The organism is Flavobacterium sp. Root420 (genome assembly GCF_001427905.1).
Taxonomy (GTDB): Bacteria; Bacteroidota; Bacteroidia; order Flavobacteriales; family Flavobacteriaceae; genus Flavobacterium.
The window spans coordinates 714,837-733,841 of the sequence record NZ_LMEF01000001.1; the positions used below are offsets into that span (position 1 = coordinate 714,837).

A 19,005-nucleotide genomic window follows, 5' to 3' on the forward strand; every position below is an offset into this window, starting at 1 on the left:
TTTTGAATTTTTAAACCCCAACCCCGGACTTCGAAATTTCTTTACCTGAATTTACGTGAGCTGAATTTGCTCTACCACTAGGATCCTGATTGTCTTGCCATTTTGGAATCCATTTACGCACTGTTTGAGCAGCACTAACTTGTGGATAATATTTATGAAATATTGATCTGTAAAAATAAGCTTCTTTTGTTGTCGGTGTATTATATGGAAATTCTGCAGCAGCTCCGGCCAATTGTTCATCTGAAACCTGTTCAGCACAATATTTGATTAATTCATCAACCCAATTATAACCTACTCCGTCTGAAAACTGCTCTTTTTGTCTCCATAAAATTTCTCCCGGCAAATATGGATTTTCCGGAGTATCAAATGCTTTTCTTAAAATATATTTTTCAATACCATCATATGTTTTTGGCTGTTTTTCTTCCGTTTTAATCCGGATTGCTACATCCAGAAAAGCGCTATCTAAAAACGGAATTCTCGCTTCTAAACCTGTTGCCATTGTCGTTTTATCCGCACGCAATAAATCGGCCGTAAATAATTTCTGAACTCTTTCAATCGTTTCATCCTGAAATTCTTCTGATGATGGTGCGTTTCTAAAATACAAATGACCACCAAAAATCTCATCGGCACCTTCTCCTGAAAGAATTACTTTTATTCCTTTTTCACTTATTGCTTTTGACAACAAATACATCGGAACTCCGGCTCGTACAGAAATGATATCATAGGTCTCAATATGATAAATTACTTTTTCTATGATTTCAACACCTTCTTCTACACTAAAATATATTTCATGATGATCAGTTCCTAAAAATTCTGCCGCTTTTCTGGCTGCAATATTATCAGGTGCATTTGCATCTAATCCGATAGAAAATGACTGCAGTTTTTTTCCGTTTTCAGCATATAATCGCGCTGCAATAGATGATGTTAAAGATGAATCCAATCCTCCTGAAAGCAATACCCCAACAGGAACCTCACTCATCAAACGCTTACGGGTAGCTTCAACTAAAGTTTCACGAATCAAATCTAAATCAAGACTTTCTACAGCTTTTTTGTGGTCTTCATATTCAGGATGGTAATATTTTACAAAACCTGTCTTAGCTGTATAATAATGTCCCGGAGGAAAAGTCGAAAATGACTTACATTGATCTGAAATTGATTTCATTTCTGAAGAAAAATAAATTCTTCCTCTTTCGTCCAATCCATAATACAAAGGTTTTACTCCAATTGGGTCTCTTCCGGCAATATAGTCATCACCATCAATAACCACAAAAGCAAAATCTCCATCAAGCATATTACAGAAATTGTATCCAAATTCTTCGTACAAATGCACGATAACTTCTGAATCAGATTTTGTTCTGAACTCATGCTCTTTTAAAACGGTATTTTTTAATTCCTGATAATTATAAATCTCGCCATCATGAACCATCCAGGCTTTATTTGATCCCTGAATAGGCTGTTTACCTGTCTGTAAGTCAACAATTGATAAACTTTCATGACAAATAATACTTCCATTCTCCATAATATGCAGATCATTCTCATCAGGACCACGATGTGACATTCTTTTAGAAAGTTCTTTTACAAGTTTCGGGTCTTTTCCTTTACCAATAACTGCCAATAATCCAGACATACTATTCTATTTTTTATTATTATTTTTAATCACTTCCCTCATGAAGCGAATTAACTTTAAAATTGATTTTAATTTCACATCTAAGCAAAACTAAATATATTCCTGCATTTTCCTGAAATCTTTCCTTAATCTTGTAGATTTAAACTGTCTTTAAACAAAACATCAAATATAAAAAGAAAGTTAAATATTATCGAAAAAAAAATCATAAGTCGTTGAAATTATGAATTTAACAATTTAAAAGACGAAAAACGTCCTCTAAAATAGAGAACGTCTTTACTTAAATATATACTAAATTCAAAAATTCATTTTTTATGCTTTCGCATAGGCATCATCGTGCACACTTGCCACTGCTCTACCTGATGGATCGTTCATATTTTTGAACGCTTCATCCCATTCCAAAGCAATTTTTGTACTACAAGCAACACTTGCTTCCTGAGGCACACATAAAGCTGCAGCATCACTTGGGAAATGTTCAGCAAAAATTGAACGGTAGTAATACTCTTCTTTAGAAGTTGGCGTTTGTAATGGGAATTTATATCTCGCATTTGCCAATTGTTCGTCTGAAACTTCTTTAGCTACCACTTCTTTCAAAGTATCAATCCAGCTGTATCCTACTCCATCAGAAAATTGTTCTTTTTGTCTCCATGCTACACTTTCAGGCAACATATCTTCAAAAGCTTTACGAACTACCCATTTTTCCATAGGGTGTTCTTTGTTGATCATTTTATCTTGTGGGTTGATGCGCATTGCAACATCCATAAATTCTTTATCTAAGAATGGTACACGTCCTTCAATTCCCCAAGCTGCTAAACTTTTGTTAGCTCTCAAACAATCGTACATATGTAATTTTCCCAATTTACGAACGTTTTCTTCGTGAAATTCTCTTGCGTTTGGAGCTTTGTGAAAGTATAAATAGCCTCCAAACAACTCATCTGCACCTTCACCAGACAGTACCATTTTGATTCCCATTGATTTAATAACTCTCGCCATTAACCACATTGGAGTTGAAGCTCTAACGGTAGTTACATCATAAGTTTCAAGGTTATAAATTACATCACGAACGGCATCTAATCCTTCCTGGATTGTAAATTTAATTTCATGGTGAATTGTTCCGATATGTTTTGCAACAATTTGAGCTGCTGCTAAATCAGGAGAACCGTCAAGTCCAACCGAAAAAGAGTGCAATTGCGGATACCAGGCATCTGTAGTATCATCAGATTCAATACGTTTTTGTGCAAATTTTTTGGCTACAGCTGAAGTAATAGACGAATCTAAACCTCCAGAAAGCAATACTCCATAAGGAACATCACTCATCAATTGTCTGTGAACTGCTGCCTCTAAAGCTTCTTTAATTGCAGGAATACTTGTTTCGTTGTCTTTTACAGCGTCATATTCTGTCCAATCTCTTTTGTACCACTGTACAAATTCGCCGTCTTTGCTTGTCATATAATGACCTGGAGGAAACAATTGAATTTTTGTACAATATCCTTCCAAAGCTTTTAATTCAGAAGCTACATAAAAAGTTCCATGTTGATCCCAACCAATGTACAATGGAATAATTCCCATGTGGTCGCGGGCAATAAAATACTCATCTTTCTCAACATCATAAATTGCAAATCCAAAGATTCCGTTCATTTCATCAATAAAGTGAGGCCCTTTTTCTTTGTAAAGAGCCAGAATAACTTCACAGTCACTTTCCGTTTGAAAGTTATATTTTCCTTCAAATTGTTTACGCAATTCTCTGTGGTTGTATATTTCACCATTTGCAGCCAAAACCAACTTTTTATCTTCTGTAAATAAAGGTTGTTTTCCAGACGCTGGATCAACAATTGCCAAACGCTCATGAGAAAGAATTGCTTTATCATTACTATAAATCCCGCTCCAGTCTGGTCCACGGTGACGAATGATTTTAGACATTTCTAATACTTGAGGTCTTAAAGTCTCGGCTTTTTGTTTTAGATCAAAGGCACATACGATTCCGCACATAATTATATATTTTTAATTGTAAATTTTATTTTGATAAGGCAAAGATGCAGTATTGGTTATAATTGAAAAACACAAATATTCATTTCAGTTATAATTTTAAACCATTAATTTGATTTTACATATAAAATGTAAAATTTTAACACAAAAAAAAGCCCTGAACTTGAAAATTTCAATTTTAGGGTTAAATGAAGCGCAAAACGCAATGTTTTCAGGAGATCTTTGAACTATATTTTGACATTTTAAAGAAACATTGAAAAATATTCAATGAGAAGAATAAAAGCTGTTCAGAAATTATTCTTTACACAATCCTGAATTAAATTATTCAACACTTTCAATAGTATAATGTGTTTTATTAATTTCGAATTGAAACCCAACTTTATTTCCCATTAAATGAGAACCTAAAGGAGATTGTGGAGAAAGTGCAATAACATTAATTCCGTCAATTGCAATTTTAGGAAGTGCCACACTCAAATACAAATGAATTCCGTTGGCTTTTACCAAACTTCCGGAAATAATATTCTCTGTTGTTTTTGATGCATCAATTTTATCTAAAATCGCTTTTTGAGTTATCGCTTCTTTTAATTTATTGGTCAGTTTTTCCTGTTCGATATGCATCATTGACAAAGCCGTTTCGTGCTTATCTCCAGCCGAGCCTTTGGCATCGTTTTTAGAATCTTCGGTCAAAGCCGAAATCATGTCTCTAAAAACATCTATTCGGTCCTGAACCATTTGTAAATAATGAGAATGTATTTTTTGCTTGAAAGTCATACGTGTTTTTGCCACGAAGGCGCTAAGGCGCAAAGATCGTAAAAAAAAGTTAGCCACGAATTCACGAATTATTAATTTAATTCGTGAATTCGTGGCTAAAAATTCTATTATAACAAACTTTGCGTCTTAGCGCCTTGGTGGCAAACTTCTCTTAAAAATCAAATTTATAATTCCCGCCCACTAAAACCTGAAATCCCTGAACCGGATAATTCAACCATCTTTCGTAAGCCTGATTTCCTATATTATTTAGTTTTAAGAAGAAAGTCAAACGTTCGTTGTATTTGTATCCTAAATGTGCATTGGCATCAAAATAACTTTTTAAAGTAACCGGAACTCCAAGTGTTGCAGCATCTAAATTGGTCTGCATGTCTTTACGCTCTCCCACAAAGAAAACATTTAAACCAGCGTACCATTGTTTTGTGATATTCACATCAAGATTAGAGCTTATTTTCATTGAAGGTAAATTCCACGCTTCTAAACCATCTGTTTTATAACTATTGAAAGTTCCGTTGATTCCGAAAGAAACACTTTGAGAAAAATCAGCTTTTAATTCTGCATAAAAACGCAATGTTCTTACATCATCATAAACAACTCCAAACGAGTTTCCGAAAGCGTAATTCTGGTTGTCAAAATTCTCTGTATAATCATTGCTTTTAAACAAAGCCTTGTCTTTTTCGTTTAAATAAGAACCTGTCAGATTATAATTGATATTGTTTGCCAATTTTCCTTTTAAACCAGCAAAAACATTATACTGATTACTTGTTGGTCTCATGTTTAAAGTTGGAGATAAAAACGGATTTTCAGTTACAAAATCAGCATAAGAGTTTTGATTTAAACTTCCGTTTACTCCAGTGTAGAAAATCATTAAATCGCCTACTAATTTATAAGAAGCATTTACTTTAGGATAAATATAGAACTTGTTTCCACTGTTTTCTGAATCCAATCCATAATACAATCCGGCTCCTAACTCTAATGTCCAGTCATTTTCAGTAACCACAAAACTTGGTTCAATTCCAAAATTAGTCAAACTGTATTTTAATGGTTCTGTATTATCTCTTACATAATTATTTTCAAAAGACCCGCTTACGTGATCTACAATAATATTGGTATTGATAGCCTGATCCATTACATCAACCTTAAAAGAAGGTTTTAAATAAAAACGGTTTTCTGAAGAGGAGAAACTATCCGAAAAATGCGTAAATCTTGTTGCTATTTTACTAAAAATCCCTTCTGTAAAATCCATATTTCCGCCTAATGAAATAGTATTATAAGAATGATTCGGATTGATTCCTCTAATCAAATCTTCCTGCGTTTCCGGAGGTAAAGTCATTCCAAAATCAGCTGGCAAACCATACCAATTGTACACCTGATTTTGATATCCTAAATCTACACCCCATGACATATCACGATTGTTTACACCATAGCCCACATTTACACCAGTATCATAAAATTCATCATTCAAATTCACATCTTTGATACCGCCTTGCGAAGAATGATGGCGCAACATTGCTGCTACATAATCATTATTTCCTAAATCCTGTGTAACGAATAATTCGGCATTCAAAGTTCCATAATTTCCAACTCCAAGAGTAGCATAATTACTAAACAATCTTTCTTTTTTTGATTTATCAACACTTGCAGCATTTCCTTTTGAAGGTGTAAAAGTAGACGCCACCGGAACAGACAAAATACTATATTTAATAGTTTCCTTTGGCTGATTTCCACTATCGTCAAGCGAAGGTGTTTCCTTTACTTTAAAAGCATCTGAAATTGTTGGCGAATACGGTTTTACCACATTTACCGTTTCAGTTCCGATACTTTCATTTTTCTTTTGCGAAAACGAAAGCTGAGCAACAAACAACAGCAGTAAAATGATGATTTTATTTTGGCAATTAATTTTCATATATCTTATTTTTTAGAGAAAAGAACAAAGAGTAAAGAGAATAGACTTCCAATCTTTGCTTTCCAATCTATATTCTATTTTCTATTCTCTATTTTCTATTTTCTATATTCTATTTTCTATATTCTATTTTCTAATCTTTACTCTTGGCTCTTGGCTCTATTTTCTAAAATCTATATTCTATTTTCTATACTCTATTTTCTATACTCTATTTTCTATACTCTATTTTCTTAACCTAAACTTCCCACTCTCCTTTGGCAACAAACTGCGCTTTTCCTCCAATCTGAATATCAAATAGATTATCAGTTAATTTTCCTTTAAAATAAATTTGCGAAGGACGCCCCATATAATCTCCCTGATAATTAATCATTTCAAATTCAGGCTTGTGATTTTTTAACAAAAATGCCTGTAAACAGGTACTGGCACTTCCTGTTGCAGCATCTTCAACCAATTGATTATTTTCAACGCATAACATTCGGCTAAACAATTTTGAATCTTCTAAATAATAGAAATACAAACCTCTGTGTGTTGTTTTGCAATTCCTTTTTAGCCATTGGTCCGTTTTATCTTTATCCAGAATCAAATTTTCCAGTGCTCTTTTACTACTTAACCCAACCATTACAAAGGCACTTCCGGTACTCACTTCCTGAATTGGAAATTGATTTTCGAAATCTTCCTTTTTAAGATTACTGAATTCTGCGAAATCTTCTTTCGAAAAAATATCCCAAAATTTTGGCTGTGCTGCTTTTAACCAAATTAAATCTTCTGTTTTATGAATTGGAATTGGCCCAATCGGAACATTTAACTTTATATTCTCGGGCGAATTATCAAACACTTTATTCATCAAAACCCAGGAAGTTCCAATTATAGGATGACCTGCAAATTGCATTTCGTGCTCTGGTGTAAAAATTTTAATTTCGGCGATATTATTTTTAGCATCAAGCTTTGTAATAAAAGTACTTTCCGCAAAATTAATTTCGTGGGCGATCTTTTGCATTTCTTCTGAACTTAAATTTCCTGCATCTAAAAAAACTGCCAATTGATTTCCGGCGTATTTCTTTTCAGCAAAAACATCAACTATATAAAAAGGTAAACTCATTTTTTCTTTTTTTTTTTAAAAGAATATAGAGCAAAGAATAAAGATAATAGGCTTCCAATTTTTGCTTAATCTTTCTATTTAGAATAAAGAAAATAGACTTTTTTAAATCTTTTCTCTTTCATCTTGCATCTATTTTCTATTTTCTATACTCTTTATTCTTATTTTGTTATAGAGGAATTCGTTTTAGATTCTTCTAATTTAATTGCACTTAATTCTTTTTTAGCTTCTTCAACTACATCTGGATAATCCGTAAAATTATTGATTACGTTGTCTAAAATGTAAGTTGCCTGATAACTGTCTTTCAATCCGTAGAAATTTTTTGCCATTAAAACTAAACTCTTCGCTCCGTAATATTTGTAAGCAGAATAATTCTTAGCCAATTTTTGAACCGATACATTCGAAGCGTCAAATTTGCCTTCTTTCGTTTTAAAATAAGCATCATAATACAACGCTTCGGCAGCTAATTCTCCTTTTGAAGTTGATGCTAATTTCGCGTAAGCTGTTTTTGCTTTATCTTCATCACCTGTCTGCATTGCTGCACGTGCTACTATAATCTGTGCATCGGCTTTTACATTCGCATCAGCTTTTGGATTCTGCAATACCTTATCGGCGGAAATTACGGAGTTATCATAATCTTTTTTATCATAATAACATTTCATCAAATTAGCCTGTGCAAAACTTTTATTTTGGGCAGAATCTGCTTCGTCATCTAGGCGCTTCAAGATCGGAATCGATTTATCACAATCTTTTGCTTTTAAGAAAATCTGCGCTAATTTCATTAAAGATTGTTCTGTAAATTCATTTCTTGGCTGATCGATTACATATTGATAACTAGCAACTGATTTAATTTCTGAACCTTCGGCATAAAGCAATTGTGCCAAATAAAAGTTAGCTTCCAACGTATGTAATCCTGTTGGAAATTTAGTTACGTAGCCTGTAAAACCAGTAATTGCCTGTTTGCTATTATTTTGGCTGTATTGTTTGAAAGCGGCATCGTAAGTGTCATTATCTAATTCTGCATCAGTCACTGAAACGAAATCTAAAGTACGTACCCAAGTCGCATATTCATCTACTTTTCCTGAATCAACATAAATTAACCTTGCTGTAGAAACGGCCTCTAAAGCTTCCGGAGTTTTTGGAAATTCTGCCGCCACTTTTTTGAATTTTACCAAAGCCTGCTCATCACGATCTGAGTTGTAATAAATCAAACCTTGTTTTAAAATTGATTTTGACGTGAATGAACCGTTTTTATATTCTGAGATCAACTGATCATAGGTTTTAATTGCCTGATCGTTCTTTTTCTCAGCGACATAAGTGTTTCCTAATTCATACAAAGCATCATCACGATATTCTGATTTTTTATACATCTGAAGGAAGTTATTCAACTCGTCAACTTTTTTGTCATTTTTAGACATAAAGCCGTACGAAATTGCTTTCTGAAATTGCGCATAATCGGCATCAACTCCTTTGGCAGTAATTGCTTTGGCATAAGCTTCATTTGCAGCGCTATATTTTGAAGTTACAAATCGGCAATCTCCCAAACGCAAATACGAATCGTTTAAACGCACTTTATCTCCCGGAGCGCTATCGATTTGAGCCTGAAATGAATTCGCAGCCTGATCGTATTCCTTCAATTTAAAATACGTATATCCAATATTATAATTGATATTTTTATATTCGTCTGTTGATTTTGCGGCAGCCTGACCGGCAAATTGTTTGTAGCTCAACAATGCATTCTGAAAATCGTCTGAAAGATATTCTGTTTCGGCCTTCCAGAAAGTAGCTCGTGCTGTAAACTCAGGTGTTTTTTGCTCGCTGATGGCGCTTTTGAACATTTTTCCGGCTTCAGCATAATTCGATTCATTGTACAGTTCTAAACCTCTGTAAAAAAGGACTTTTTGGTAAGCTGCTTTATTTTCAGCCGATCTGTTTTTCTCTAATAAAACCAAAGCTTCCTTATAGTTTTTAGACGAAATATAAGAGTCAACTAATAATTTTTCTACTTCAGCCCTGTTTGAATTATTTGGATATTTTTTCAAGAAATCAAGCAAAATTCCTGGAACGGTTTGATATGCGTTTCCAATTTCATAGCTCAATTTCGCATAATTCAACGCTGCATCTTCCTGAATTTGTGCATTAAATTCCATTTCAGAAGCATTTTTAAAAGCATTTAAAGCTTCCTGTTTTTTGCCCGTATTCAAATAACTTAAACCTAAATGGTAGTAAGCGTTTTGCGCTACGAAATCTTTTCCTTCAATAATTTTGTTGAATTGAGAAATCGCTTTTTCATATTCTTTCTGCTCATAATAAGCGTAGCCTAACTGATAGAAATCGGTATTATTCCATTTTCCTTTTTTACCGGCATATTGCTCTAAAAACGGAATCGCTTTGCCGTATTGTTTTAGATTGAAATAACTTTCCCCGATAATTTTATTCAATTCTGATTTTTCCAATTCATTTGATTTCACCATCGCTTTCTGGCCTAAATCAATTGCTTTTTGAAAATTCCCAAGCTTAAAATTCATATCAGCCTGATAGTAGGAAAGCTTTTCTTTGTATTTTTCTTCGCCTGAAACTTCATCAAAATATTTGGTTGCTTCTTTATAATCGTCGCCTTCATAAGCCATAAATCCCAAGTAATATTTGGCTTGAGAACCAAATTCAGGAGAGTTTACCACTTTGTTAAAATAAGTTGTCGCTTCTTTTTTCTTTTTGGCATTGAAATAACTGTATCCTTTCTGAAAATTAAATTTATCAGAATCTGATTTGCTCATGTAGGTTTCATCCACTTTATCAAACCATTGCAGCGCTTTTGGATAATTCCCTTGCTCAAAGAAAAACTGTGCAACTTCAATATAAGCCTGATTTTGTTTGGTACTTGTTGGATAATCGCTGACAAATTTCTCCATCAAAGCATCCGCATTGGGTTGATTGGTTCTGATGGCGCAATTGGCAATGTAATAGGCACAATCTGATTTTACTTCTTCAGTTTGTGCATTATTTTTTACATATTCAAAAATATGTTGTGCCGAAGCGTATTGTTTGTCATTATATAAAGCCAGTGCTTTGTCAAAATCCTTTAAATCGTAAGTATATACAGCTGATTTTTGTGCCGAAACTGTGGTCGAAATGAGGATTATTTGGAGTAAAAAGAACCAGGAAAATTTACGCATTGTAATTATATTTAGTATTCAAATGTATCATTTTATACCGTCTATAACGAAACGTTTCCGGCTTTTATTATGAACAAAAATTTTAACAAGCGTTATTTAACAGCTTCTGAACGGGTGCATTTTCACCATATAAGTCATATAAGTAATTATAAGTTAGGTGTTTTTAGCAGCGTATACAACCGGAAAAGTCATATACGTTTTTGTATATAAAAACTTTTACCACAATCTATTAAAATAAACTTACATCACTTATCGTGGTTAAACATTTTCCGCAACAAAATCTTTTCCACAATCTGCTAAAATGACCTTATATAACTTATATGGTGAAAAATTTCCATTTCAATATTTTATCAGAAATGATTGAAATTTATTTTGAATCCAACCGTTAACTTCTTACTTTTACCAATCAAATCAATTTTATTATGTCACAAATCGTACTGTCTCTTAAAGAAGTCACTATATATCAGGAAGGAAGAAAAATTTTATCTCGTATTAATTTAGATGTTCAACACGGTGAATTCATCTATATTATCGGAAAAACCGGTTCTGGAAAAAGTAGTTTCATGAAAACCTTGTATGGAGATTTGCCTTTAAGTGAAGGTGAAGGTAATATAGTTGAATTTGATTTGGCAACTTTAAAAGAAAGCGAAATTCCGTATTTGAGACGTAAGATCGGAATCGTATTTCAGGATTTCAAACTGCTTCCGGACCGTTCAGTAAAAGACAATATGCTTTTCGTTTTGAAAGCAACCGGCTGGACCGAAAAAGAAGCAATGGAGCACAAAATCGATGAAGTTCTGGACAAAGTTGGGATGAAAGATTTTGTAAGCAAAATGCCTCACCAACTTTCTGGAGGTGAACAACAACGTGTGGCCATCGCACGAGCTTTATTGAATGACCCTGAATTTATTCTAGCCGATGAACCGACCGGAAATCTTGATCCACAAACAAGTTCTGAGGTTCTTGAAGTATTGAAAAAGATTAACGCTAACGGAAAAACAGTTATCATGGCAACGCACGATTATGCTTTGCTAATGAAATTCCCATCTAAAACATTAAAATGTGAAGATGAAAGAATCTTCGAGGTGGTGCAACGCTCTGTGTAATGCTTTCTATTTTAATTCCGGTTTATCATTATAATGCTTTACCACTTGTAAATGAGTTAGTAAAGCAATGCAATTTTAATGGAATTACTTTTGAAATTCTTTGTCAGGACGATGCATCCAATTCACAAGAAAATATTCTCAATCAGGAAATTAATCTTATTTCATATTGTTCTTTTTTTATCAATGTAAACAATTTAGGAAGAGGAAAAAATATCAATTCCTTAGCTCAAAAAGCGAAATATGATTGGTTGCTAATTTTAGATTGTGATACATTTCCAACCGACTCTAATTTCATCCAAAACTACGTTGATGTAATTTCAAGTTCATCCAAAAACATTCTTTTCGGTGGAATTATTTACGAAGATAAAAAACCTGAAAAAGAGCAACTTTTACGTTGGATTTACGGGCAAAAAAAAGAAACTTCCTCTATCTTAACTTCTAATCTATTGATTCAAAAAAACGTTTTTCTGGAACATCCTTTTGATGAATCGATTACAAAATACGGTTATGAAGATTTGTGTTTTTTCTCTGTTTTGAAAAAAAACAATTATGAGATTTCTCAAATTGAAAATCCAACTTTACATTTGAATTTAGAGACTTCAGAAGTGTTTTTAAACAAAACTAAAATTGCTTTAGAAAATCTTGTTTTTCTTTATAATTCAAATAAAATTTCTGGAGACGACAGCAAAATTATTAAAACATTTGAACTTCTGAAAAATCTAAAACTAACTAGATTTTCAGCTTTTCTTTTCAAAAAAAATCAGAGCAAAATTGAGCGAAATTTACTTTCTGAAAATCCTTCTTTGTTTTTATTTGACTTTTATAAATTGGGATATTTTTACAGTTTAAAAACACAAAGCTCCAACGGAGCATAATATTTATAGCTAATCAATAACGTTGCAAAAGAAAGCTCCAACGGAGCGATATCCCATATTATGCACAGTTAAACATGTCACCCCGATGGGGTTTTGAAAAACATAACCACCTGCTTCTATAAACATTACGTCCCTTTGGGACTTTACCCGCAATTAGAACATTTTTGCAGGCTCGAAATGGCTCCAGCGGAGCAAGATATTTATAGCCAATCAATAACGTTGCAAAAGAAAGCTCCAACGGAGCGATATCCCATATTGCGTACAATTAAACATGTCACCCCGATGGGGTTTTGAAAAACATAACCACCTGCTTCTATAAACATTACGTCCCGATGGGACTTTAACAACTTATAGATTCTCTAAAAACTCCTTCCACTGCTCCATTACTTTTTTGACTGAATATTGTTTAGAAGTCTCTTTGGCATCCAAGCCAAATTTCAATCTTACTTCTTCATTTTCAATTAAAAATGAGAGTTTCTCAACATACATTTTGATATTATAATCCGGAATTAAAAAACCATTTTCAGCATTTGTAATTATCCCTCTTGGGCCAGTTGGACAATCGTATGCTATACAAGGCAAACCAGAAGCCATAGCTTCTAACAAAACCATTGGAAAACCTTCTGTTCTTGAAGTCATCGCACAAATTGAAGCCTTCAGATATTTTTCCTGAATGTTTTTAACAAAATGCAGATAGTTGATTCCCGATTCAATTTCTAATTTTAATGCTTCTTTTTCCAAAGAATCAACATCATCCGTGTAAATATCTAATGTCCAATCCGGGTATTTTTCTCCAATTTCCTTCCAAATTAACAGTAATCGATCTAAACCTTTTTCATACGAATTTCGGGCAATTGCGATTATTTTTTTACTTTTTAAATCTGAATCTTTTTTGCTTTTTATCCAGGAAGGATTGGGAATCACAACACTATTTTTAACATTCCATTCTTTTAAATTTTGTTCTGAAAGAGCCACTATTTTTGTGAATTTTTGAGCACCAAAATCCTTGAATCGATATTTTAATTTCTGAATTGATTTGGAGATAAAATTTGTCTTTTGATGTTGTTCTTCAATAAATTTAGAACCATGACATTCAAATACAATTGGTATTTTCGTTTTGGCTATAAAAGGAAAAACAAATGCTTTTAAACCATTATCTGCAACCAAAATAACATCTGGTTTTATTTCAGTAATCTTCTGATTTATTTGTTTTTGAAAAGAATTGAAAAACTTAAAAATATTGCCTTTTAAAATCATATTATGAAAAACAATCTCTGAATCGAAGTCATAAAATGGCATTTCATTTTCTTCATTTTGAGACAAAACATGAATTTCATAACCAAAATGCTCCACAAAATAATTGGCTTTAATAGAAATAACTCTCGCAACTCCGCCAGTAATTTTTATTTTGGGAACAATATAAAGCAGTCTCATTTTTTAGATTCCAAAAAAACATTATAATCCCGAATATAATCGGATTCTTCAAAAACATCCGAAGCCAAAACCAGACAAACAGCGCCGGATGAAAAGTTTTCCAGCTCTCTCCAAATTCCCTTTGGAAGATGCAAACCAATATTGGGCTTATTCAGCAAATAACTTTTTTTACTGATTCCATCATTTACTGTTACTTCAAAACTTCCGCTTAGAGCGATCAGAACTTCGTGCTGTTCTATATGCGAATGTCCGCCACGAAAAGCACTGCTTGGCACATCAAAAAGATAATAAACACGTTTAAATTCAAATGGTAAAATATCATTTTGAATAAAAGCCAAATTCCCGCTTAAGTCTTCAACCACTGGAATTTTTAGTAATGCTATGTCCTGAATTGTTGTCATATTCTAATTGGCTTTGAGTAAATGTAACCATTCTTGCCCAATTTTTTCCAGTAAAAAAGGCTGAACACTTTTGAATGTATTTTCTTTGCAATGTTTGTACAAAACATCATCTAAAACCAATAAATTCATGGCGCCAGTCAATTTTTCCCAATTTTGATTTTCTACTAAAATTCCGTTTTCTAAATTTACAATAATGTCTCTCGGCCCAAAATCGCAATCAAAAGAAACAACAGGAATTTTACAGGCCAACGCTTCTAAAATAACATTCGGAAAACCTTCGTTTTGACTGCATAAAACTAAGAATTTAGATTTAACAATAAACTGAAAAGGATTAGTTTGATATCCTACTAGATGAACAAATTCCTCAGTATCATTCTCAAAAGCTGTTTTTCTGAGTTTTTTGCCATTTCCATCTCCAACAATAATCAGATGAATTTGTTTTTGCGGTAAAACAGATTTCGCATAACTTGAAATCAGTTTATCAAACTGTTTTATTTCGTTTTCATATTGCCCAACAGCTACAATATAATCGAATCCAATTTTAATATTTTCTTTTTGTTTTTCAAGAATTTCTGCTAAATAAACCGGATTATGAATCGTGATTACATTTTTTAATCGATGTTTCTTTTCGATCAAAGTTTTCATTTCTTCGACGATTGCTACGTTCGCGTAACAATGATTATACATCAATCTTGTTAACCACGAATTATTAGGCATATAATGATCTATCAAAAAACTATGAACGGTAAAAATAGTTTTGGTATTGTAAATCAATCTTGCTAAAATAAGTTCCTGAATAATTTTAGTACGAAAACGAAAATCAATAATAAAATCAAATTTATTTTCGTTCAAATATTTTCGTAAAGCCCATAATCTTTTGGTTTTATTAAAAAAGTCATTATTTTCATTTTTTAATAACCCCAGATTAACTAATTTTCCCGAATAAGGAAAACTAACTTCATTCAAAACAATAATAATATCCACTTCAAAACCCTGTCTTTCAAAAAAAACAGACAAATTTGCCATCACTTTATCGCTTCCGCCTCCGCTTAAGCGATAACCAATTAAAGCAATTTTCTTTTTTTTGTGAGACATTATCATCTGTGATTTCTTATTTTCGTATCAAATATATAACTCTTAACTGTTGAGTCTATTTAAAAATCATTTTTTTTAAACACATAGAAACTTAGTTTTAAAAACCTGATGAAGGCATTTCACTTTTACATGAAAACACAATAGTCAGTTATGTGTGAAAGCTAGCTTTTTTTTAAAATAATCTGATACAATTAAATCTTTAAAAACAATATGCAGGATCAATCATTAGTGACCATTATTTGCTTGTGCTACAATCAGGAAAAGTATGTTGTAGAGAGTTTATTTTCGGCAATACATCAGGATTATCCTTTTATTGAAGTGATTATTGTGGATGATTTTAGTACTGATAATTCAAAAGAAGTAATCGAAAAATGGCTTATTGATTATCCAGCAATTCAATTTATTGCCAATGAAACCAATTTAGGAAGCACCAAATCCTTCAATAAAGCACTTAAATTAGCCAAAGGTAATTATATCATTGATTTAGCCTGTGATGATATTTTACTGTCCAATTGCGTTTCCTTACAGCTAAAAGCTTTTCACGAAAGTCCGTTTAAAAACCTTGGAATTGTTTATGGAAATGCCGAATTAATTAATGAAAAAGGTGATTTTTATTTTAATTATTTCCCTGTAGATTCCAATAAAAAAACAATCGAAAAAAGAACAACCGGAGATATTTATTTGAGTGTTATTTCTGGCGGAAATAGTATTTGCTCTGTTTCATCACTGGTCAAAAAATCTGTTTTTGATGCTTTAAATGGTTATGATGAAAATCTGGCTTATGAAGATTTAGATCTTTGGATTCGGGCTTCTCGCATTTATGAATTTGATTATATTGATGAAATTTTAATCAAAAAAAGAATTTCGGCTACTTCTTTGGGAACACATTTTTTTATTAAAAATGATGCAAGATCCAGGAAAATAAATTATTCTACTTATTTAATAATTCAGAAAGCAATCGCTTTAAACAGAACAAAATCAGAACATAAAGCAATTTTGAAACGAATGCATTTTGAAATAATTTTGGCTCTTAAAACGGCTGATTACAAGTTGTTTTTGAAGTACATATTATTGGAAATAGAACAAAGGTTTCGAATAATATTTGCGTGAACGCCAATGATAATTCATGTTAAAATAGACAAGCTCCGGAGGAGCGAAATATTTATAGCAAATTAATAGATTCCGCTTAAAAGCTCCAGCGGAGCGACACTTATAAATTTAACATGTCACCCCGATGGGGTTTTGGAAAACATGAATTTATATTTCTATAAACATGGCGTCCCTCTGGGACTTAATTTTAAATTAAATACTCAAAAAATCATCCAGTTGATGTTTCTCGCCCTCCCAATCTCTTGAAATATTACTTCTAATCAATTTCGCAGGAATTCCTCCAATCAAAATATTCTCTCCTAAAGTTTTATAATCTTTAGTACACAAACTATTCGACGCAATGGTACAGAAATTTGGCGTTTGTGTTCCCTTCATGATTGAAACCCTGTTGCTGACAAAATTGTAATTCCCTATAAAAATTGGAGACGATTTTTGCAGTTTTTCGCCTGTTTGCGTATCGATTAAATCATGGAAATTGGTGTCTATAATTTGAGCTTCAGAACCAAAACGAGCATAATCTCCGAGAACAATTTTTTCGGTGCAAATTATTTTTCCACCTGATGCCATCGATGCCATATTTCCTAATTCGCAAACCGCATTTTCTCCCACAAAAACAAAACAATCTTTACCAAATTGAAACTTTCCTTTAAAAGCCAATTTCCCTAAAATAAAAATTTCAGCAATCCCTTTATGAGCCGAATTCAATTCATAAGGCTGGCCAAAACCAATCATTCCTTTCTGGATATTTCCATCGATCTGGATTTCTCCATTTATTGAAGTAAATTTTACTCTTCCGTAAAAGAAAACCGGAAGTTTTTTAGCTGTTTCAAAGGGAAATTTTTTAAAATTAAAATACAGCGTTTTGATCCAGTTTACTTTGCAGTAAAACTGGAACTTATGATAAAAAGACCTATATTTTCTATAACTGTTCTGAATCATTTTTATCTCTTTTTCGCTGAACAAATGACGTGAAAATTTCGTTTAAATTCATCTTTTTATTCAATTGACAAAGACTAAAAGCAAACGAAATCAAAATCATCAAAGTCATTAAACTATATTTTAAAGCGGGAATTTCGATGTATCTAAGCAAAAATGTACTTATGCAAATTAGAAAACAGATGAAATAAATTTGATAGAAATCGGTATTAAAATAAAAATTATATCTGTTTTTAGTGATGATTTTCAATCCAATAAAATGGAATAAAAAATAGATGCAAAAACTAAAGCCTAAGCCTTCTAATCCATAAAAATAATAACCCGAAATATTCATTATTAAAGACAAAATATTAAAACCAATAGCAGTCTTAATAAACATTTTTGAATCGCCTTTGGCAATTAAAATAAAACCCATCGCCCAGGAAACCGCTCGAAACAACATTCCAATTATTCCAAAACAAACCATTGGAATAATAGCATTAAAATTAGCTGTGTAAAGGATTGGAATTATAACAGAAATGAAAGTCAAAAACAAAACAATTATAGGCGTAATAATAATGATTGAAATGAACGCTTGCTGAACAACACTTTCCCTAACTTTTTCATTATCAGAATTAATAGAAGATAATTTCGGAAAATAATCGGTGCTCATAACGGTAAAAATAATTCCAACATAAGAATTCAGCAACGTAAAACCCGCATTATAAAATCCGACTTGTTCTAAACCTCCGTTTTTGCCGATATAAATCTGAACCAAGTACGTGGACAAAAGTGTCAGAACACTACTTATCGTGAGCATAAAACCCAATTTTACAATTGATTTTCCTTCTAACAAAAGCGCCGAATTCAAAATTTTTCCTTTTGCTGTTTTGATTTTATTCGAATAATAAAACGAAAAAATTAAAGCTGATAGAGAAGCAACAATTATGGTTGGAATTATAGCATCAATTCCTAAAAAATAATACAATGGAACAGAAAAAAACAATCCAAATAAATTGCCGTACAAATTGGCTTTTGCCAACAATTTCATTTGTCGTAAACCTTGCAAAACAGCCAATTGCCCGGATGACAATTGTTTAAACAAAACTGTTATCGCAATAAATATAAACGCATAGGTTTGGCCTGAATCTCCAAAAGCAATAACACTCAATGCTTTTGAAAAAAGAATCGTCAGCAACATTCCGAAAATACCGGTAAAAAGAACAATCTTTTTTACAATTTGAATGGTTTTGGAAACTGTTTTTAAATCGTTATTTTTATAATCTTCAGAGATATTTTTCACAGCACTGGTTTCGATTCCGAATCCTGAAATACTGCTTATCACACTCAAAGTTGAATTCAGCAAAGCGATAATTCCCATTCCGGCCGGACCGATAAAAACCGCTATTAATTTGGTTCTGATAATAGAAATTAAAATATTGAAAAACTGAACACCTCCAAAAAGTGAAGTCGTTTTTAGAATTTGCTGATATGAAGATTTGCTATCAGACACGAA

General features: G+C 32.5%; 14 protein-coding genes. 3 read left to right on the forward strand and 11 right to left on the reverse strand.

Annotation, left to right across the window (positions count from 1 at the left end; all coding sequences use genetic code 11):
- Positions 1-10: 10 nt before the first annotated feature.
- From asnB (ASC72_RS03150) to ASC72_RS03175, 6 genes are all read right to left on the reverse strand, one after another.
- Positions 11-1,627, reverse strand: coding sequence for an asparagine synthase B (asnB, locus tag ASC72_RS03150; RefSeq protein WP_056186561.1), 1,617 nt, complete (start codon positions 1,625-1,627; stop codon positions 11-13).
- 309 nt (positions 1,628-1,936) lie between these two features.
- Complete coding sequence (gene asnB, locus ASC72_RS03155) at positions 1,937-3,613, reverse strand: asparagine synthase B (RefSeq protein WP_056186564.1); 1,677 nt, start codon at positions 3,611-3,613, stop codon at positions 1,937-1,939.
- Between the two features lie 318 nt (positions 3,614-3,931).
- Positions 3,932-4,381 (reverse strand): hypothetical protein, encoded by a 450-nt coding sequence (locus ASC72_RS03160; protein WP_056186566.1) that lies wholly within the window; start codon positions 4,379-4,381, stop codon positions 3,932-3,934.
- 151 nt (positions 4,382-4,532) lie between these two features.
- Complete coding sequence (locus ASC72_RS03165; protein ID WP_056186568.1) at positions 4,533-6,284, reverse strand: TonB-dependent receptor; 1,752 nt, start codon at positions 6,282-6,284, stop codon at positions 4,533-4,535.
- Positions 6,285-6,516: 232 nt separating this feature from the next.
- On the reverse strand, positions 6,517-7,380 hold the full coding sequence (locus ASC72_RS03170; RefSeq protein WP_056186570.1) for a PhzF family phenazine biosynthesis protein: 864 nt from the start codon (positions 7,378-7,380) through the stop codon (positions 6,517-6,519).
- A 158-nt stretch (positions 7,381-7,538) separates the two neighbouring features.
- Positions 7,539-10,553 (reverse strand): tetratricopeptide repeat protein, encoded by a 3,015-nt coding sequence (locus ASC72_RS03175; protein WP_056186574.1) that lies wholly within the window; start codon positions 10,551-10,553, stop codon positions 7,539-7,541.
- 422 nt (positions 10,554-10,975) lie between these two features.
- On the opposite strand from ASC72_RS03175, the gene ASC72_RS03180 reads away from it, so the two are divergent.
- Both ASC72_RS03180 and ASC72_RS03185 read left to right on the forward strand, forming a co-directional pair.
- Positions 10,976-11,659: a cell division ATP-binding protein FtsE gene (locus tag ASC72_RS03180; protein WP_056186576.1), complete on the forward strand. Its 684-nt coding sequence runs from the start codon at positions 10,976-10,978 to the stop codon at positions 11,657-11,659.
- The gene (locus ASC72_RS03185) at positions 11,659-12,534 is read left to right on the forward strand and encodes a glycosyltransferase family 2 protein (RefSeq protein WP_056186579.1); all 876 of its coding nucleotides are present in this window, start codon (positions 11,659-11,661) and stop codon (positions 12,532-12,534) included. Before ASC72_RS03180 ends, ASC72_RS03185 begins: the two co-directional genes overlap by 1 nt.
- 348 nt (positions 12,535-12,882) lie before the next feature.
- Here the strand turns inward: ASC72_RS03185 and ASC72_RS03190 are convergent, their stop codons facing one another.
- Genes ASC72_RS03190 through ASC72_RS03200 form a run of 3 tightly spaced genes read right to left on the reverse strand, consistent with a single transcriptional unit; the run spans position 12,883 to position 15,464 of the window.
- Positions 12,883-13,968 (reverse strand): glycosyltransferase family 4 protein, encoded by a 1,086-nt coding sequence (locus ASC72_RS03190; RefSeq protein ID WP_056186587.1) that lies wholly within the window; start codon positions 13,966-13,968, stop codon positions 12,883-12,885.
- Entirely contained in the window at positions 13,965-14,369 is a 405-nt protein-coding gene (locus tag ASC72_RS03195; protein WP_056186590.1) for an FdtA/QdtA family cupin domain-containing protein, read from the reverse strand. Before ASC72_RS03195 ends, ASC72_RS03190 begins: the two co-directional genes overlap by 4 nt.
- 3 nt (positions 14,370-14,372) lie before the next feature.
- A complete protein-coding gene (locus ASC72_RS03200) occupies positions 14,373-15,464 on the reverse strand; it encodes a glycosyltransferase (RefSeq protein ID WP_056186593.1) in 1,092 nt (363 codons plus the stop codon).
- Between the two features lie 210 nt (positions 15,465-15,674).
- On the opposite strand from ASC72_RS03200, the gene ASC72_RS03205 reads away from it, so the two are divergent.
- Positions 15,675-16,574 (forward strand): glycosyltransferase, encoded by a 900-nt coding sequence (locus tag ASC72_RS03205; protein WP_056186596.1) that lies wholly within the window; start codon positions 15,675-15,677, stop codon positions 16,572-16,574.
- 192 nt (positions 16,575-16,766) lie between these two features.
- Here the strand turns inward: ASC72_RS03205 and ASC72_RS03210 are convergent, their stop codons facing one another.
- On the reverse strand, positions 16,767-17,513 hold the full coding sequence (locus ASC72_RS03210; RefSeq protein ID WP_056186599.1) for a hypothetical protein: 747 nt from the start codon (positions 17,511-17,513) through the stop codon (positions 16,767-16,769).
- On the reverse strand, positions 17,494-19,002 hold the full coding sequence (locus tag ASC72_RS03215; protein WP_056186601.1) for an O-antigen translocase: 1,509 nt from the start codon (positions 19,000-19,002) through the stop codon (positions 17,494-17,496). The genes ASC72_RS03210 and ASC72_RS03215 overlap by 20 nt, the downstream gene beginning before the upstream one ends.
- Positions 19,003-19,005 lie beyond the last annotated feature (3 nt).

What these genes read in the sequence shown, in the direction of transcription:
- asnB (WP_056186561.1), bottom strand. Translation starts at nt 1,627, where the DNA reads ATGTCTGGATTATTGGCAGTTATTGGTAAAGGAAAAGACCCGAAACTT.
- asnB (WP_056186564.1), bottom strand. Translation starts at nt 3,613, where the DNA reads ATGTGCGGAATCGTATGTGCCTTTGATCTAAAACAAAAAGCCGAGACT.
- ASC72_RS03160 (WP_056186566.1), bottom strand. Translation starts at nt 4,381, where the DNA reads ATGACTTTCAAGCAAAAAATACATTCTCATTATTTACAAATGGTTCAG.
- ASC72_RS03165 (WP_056186568.1), bottom strand. Translation starts at nt 6,284, where the DNA reads ATGAAAATTAATTGCCAAAATAAAATCATCATTTTACTGCTGTTGTTT.
- ASC72_RS03170 (WP_056186570.1), bottom strand. Translation starts at nt 7,380, where the DNA reads ATGAGTTTACCTTTTTATATAGTTGATGTTTTTGCTGAAAAGAAATAC.
- ASC72_RS03175 (WP_056186574.1), bottom strand. Translation starts at nt 10,553, where the DNA reads ATGCGTAAATTTTCCTGGTTCTTTTTACTCCAAATAATCCTCATTTCG.
- ASC72_RS03180 (WP_056186576.1), top strand. Translation starts at nt 10,976, where the DNA reads ATGTCACAAATCGTACTGTCTCTTAAAGAAGTCACTATATATCAGGAA.
- ASC72_RS03185 (WP_056186579.1), top strand. Translation starts at nt 11,659, where the DNA reads ATGCTTTCTATTTTAATTCCGGTTTATCATTATAATGCTTTACCACTT.
- ASC72_RS03190 (WP_056186587.1), bottom strand. Translation starts at nt 13,968, where the DNA reads ATGAGACTGCTTTATATTGTTCCCAAAATAAAAATTACTGGCGGAGTT.
- ASC72_RS03195 (WP_056186590.1), bottom strand. Translation starts at nt 14,369, where the DNA reads ATGACAACAATTCAGGACATAGCATTACTAAAAATTCCAGTGGTTGAA.
- ASC72_RS03200 (WP_056186593.1), bottom strand. Translation starts at nt 15,464, where the DNA reads ATGTCTCACAAAAAAAAGAAAATTGCTTTAATTGGTTATCGCTTAAGC.
- ASC72_RS03205 (WP_056186596.1), top strand. Translation starts at nt 15,675, where the DNA reads ATGCAGGATCAATCATTAGTGACCATTATTTGCTTGTGCTACAATCAG.
- ASC72_RS03210 (WP_056186599.1), bottom strand. Translation starts at nt 17,513, where the DNA reads ATGATTCAGAACAGTTATAGAAAATATAGGTCTTTTTATCATAAGTTC.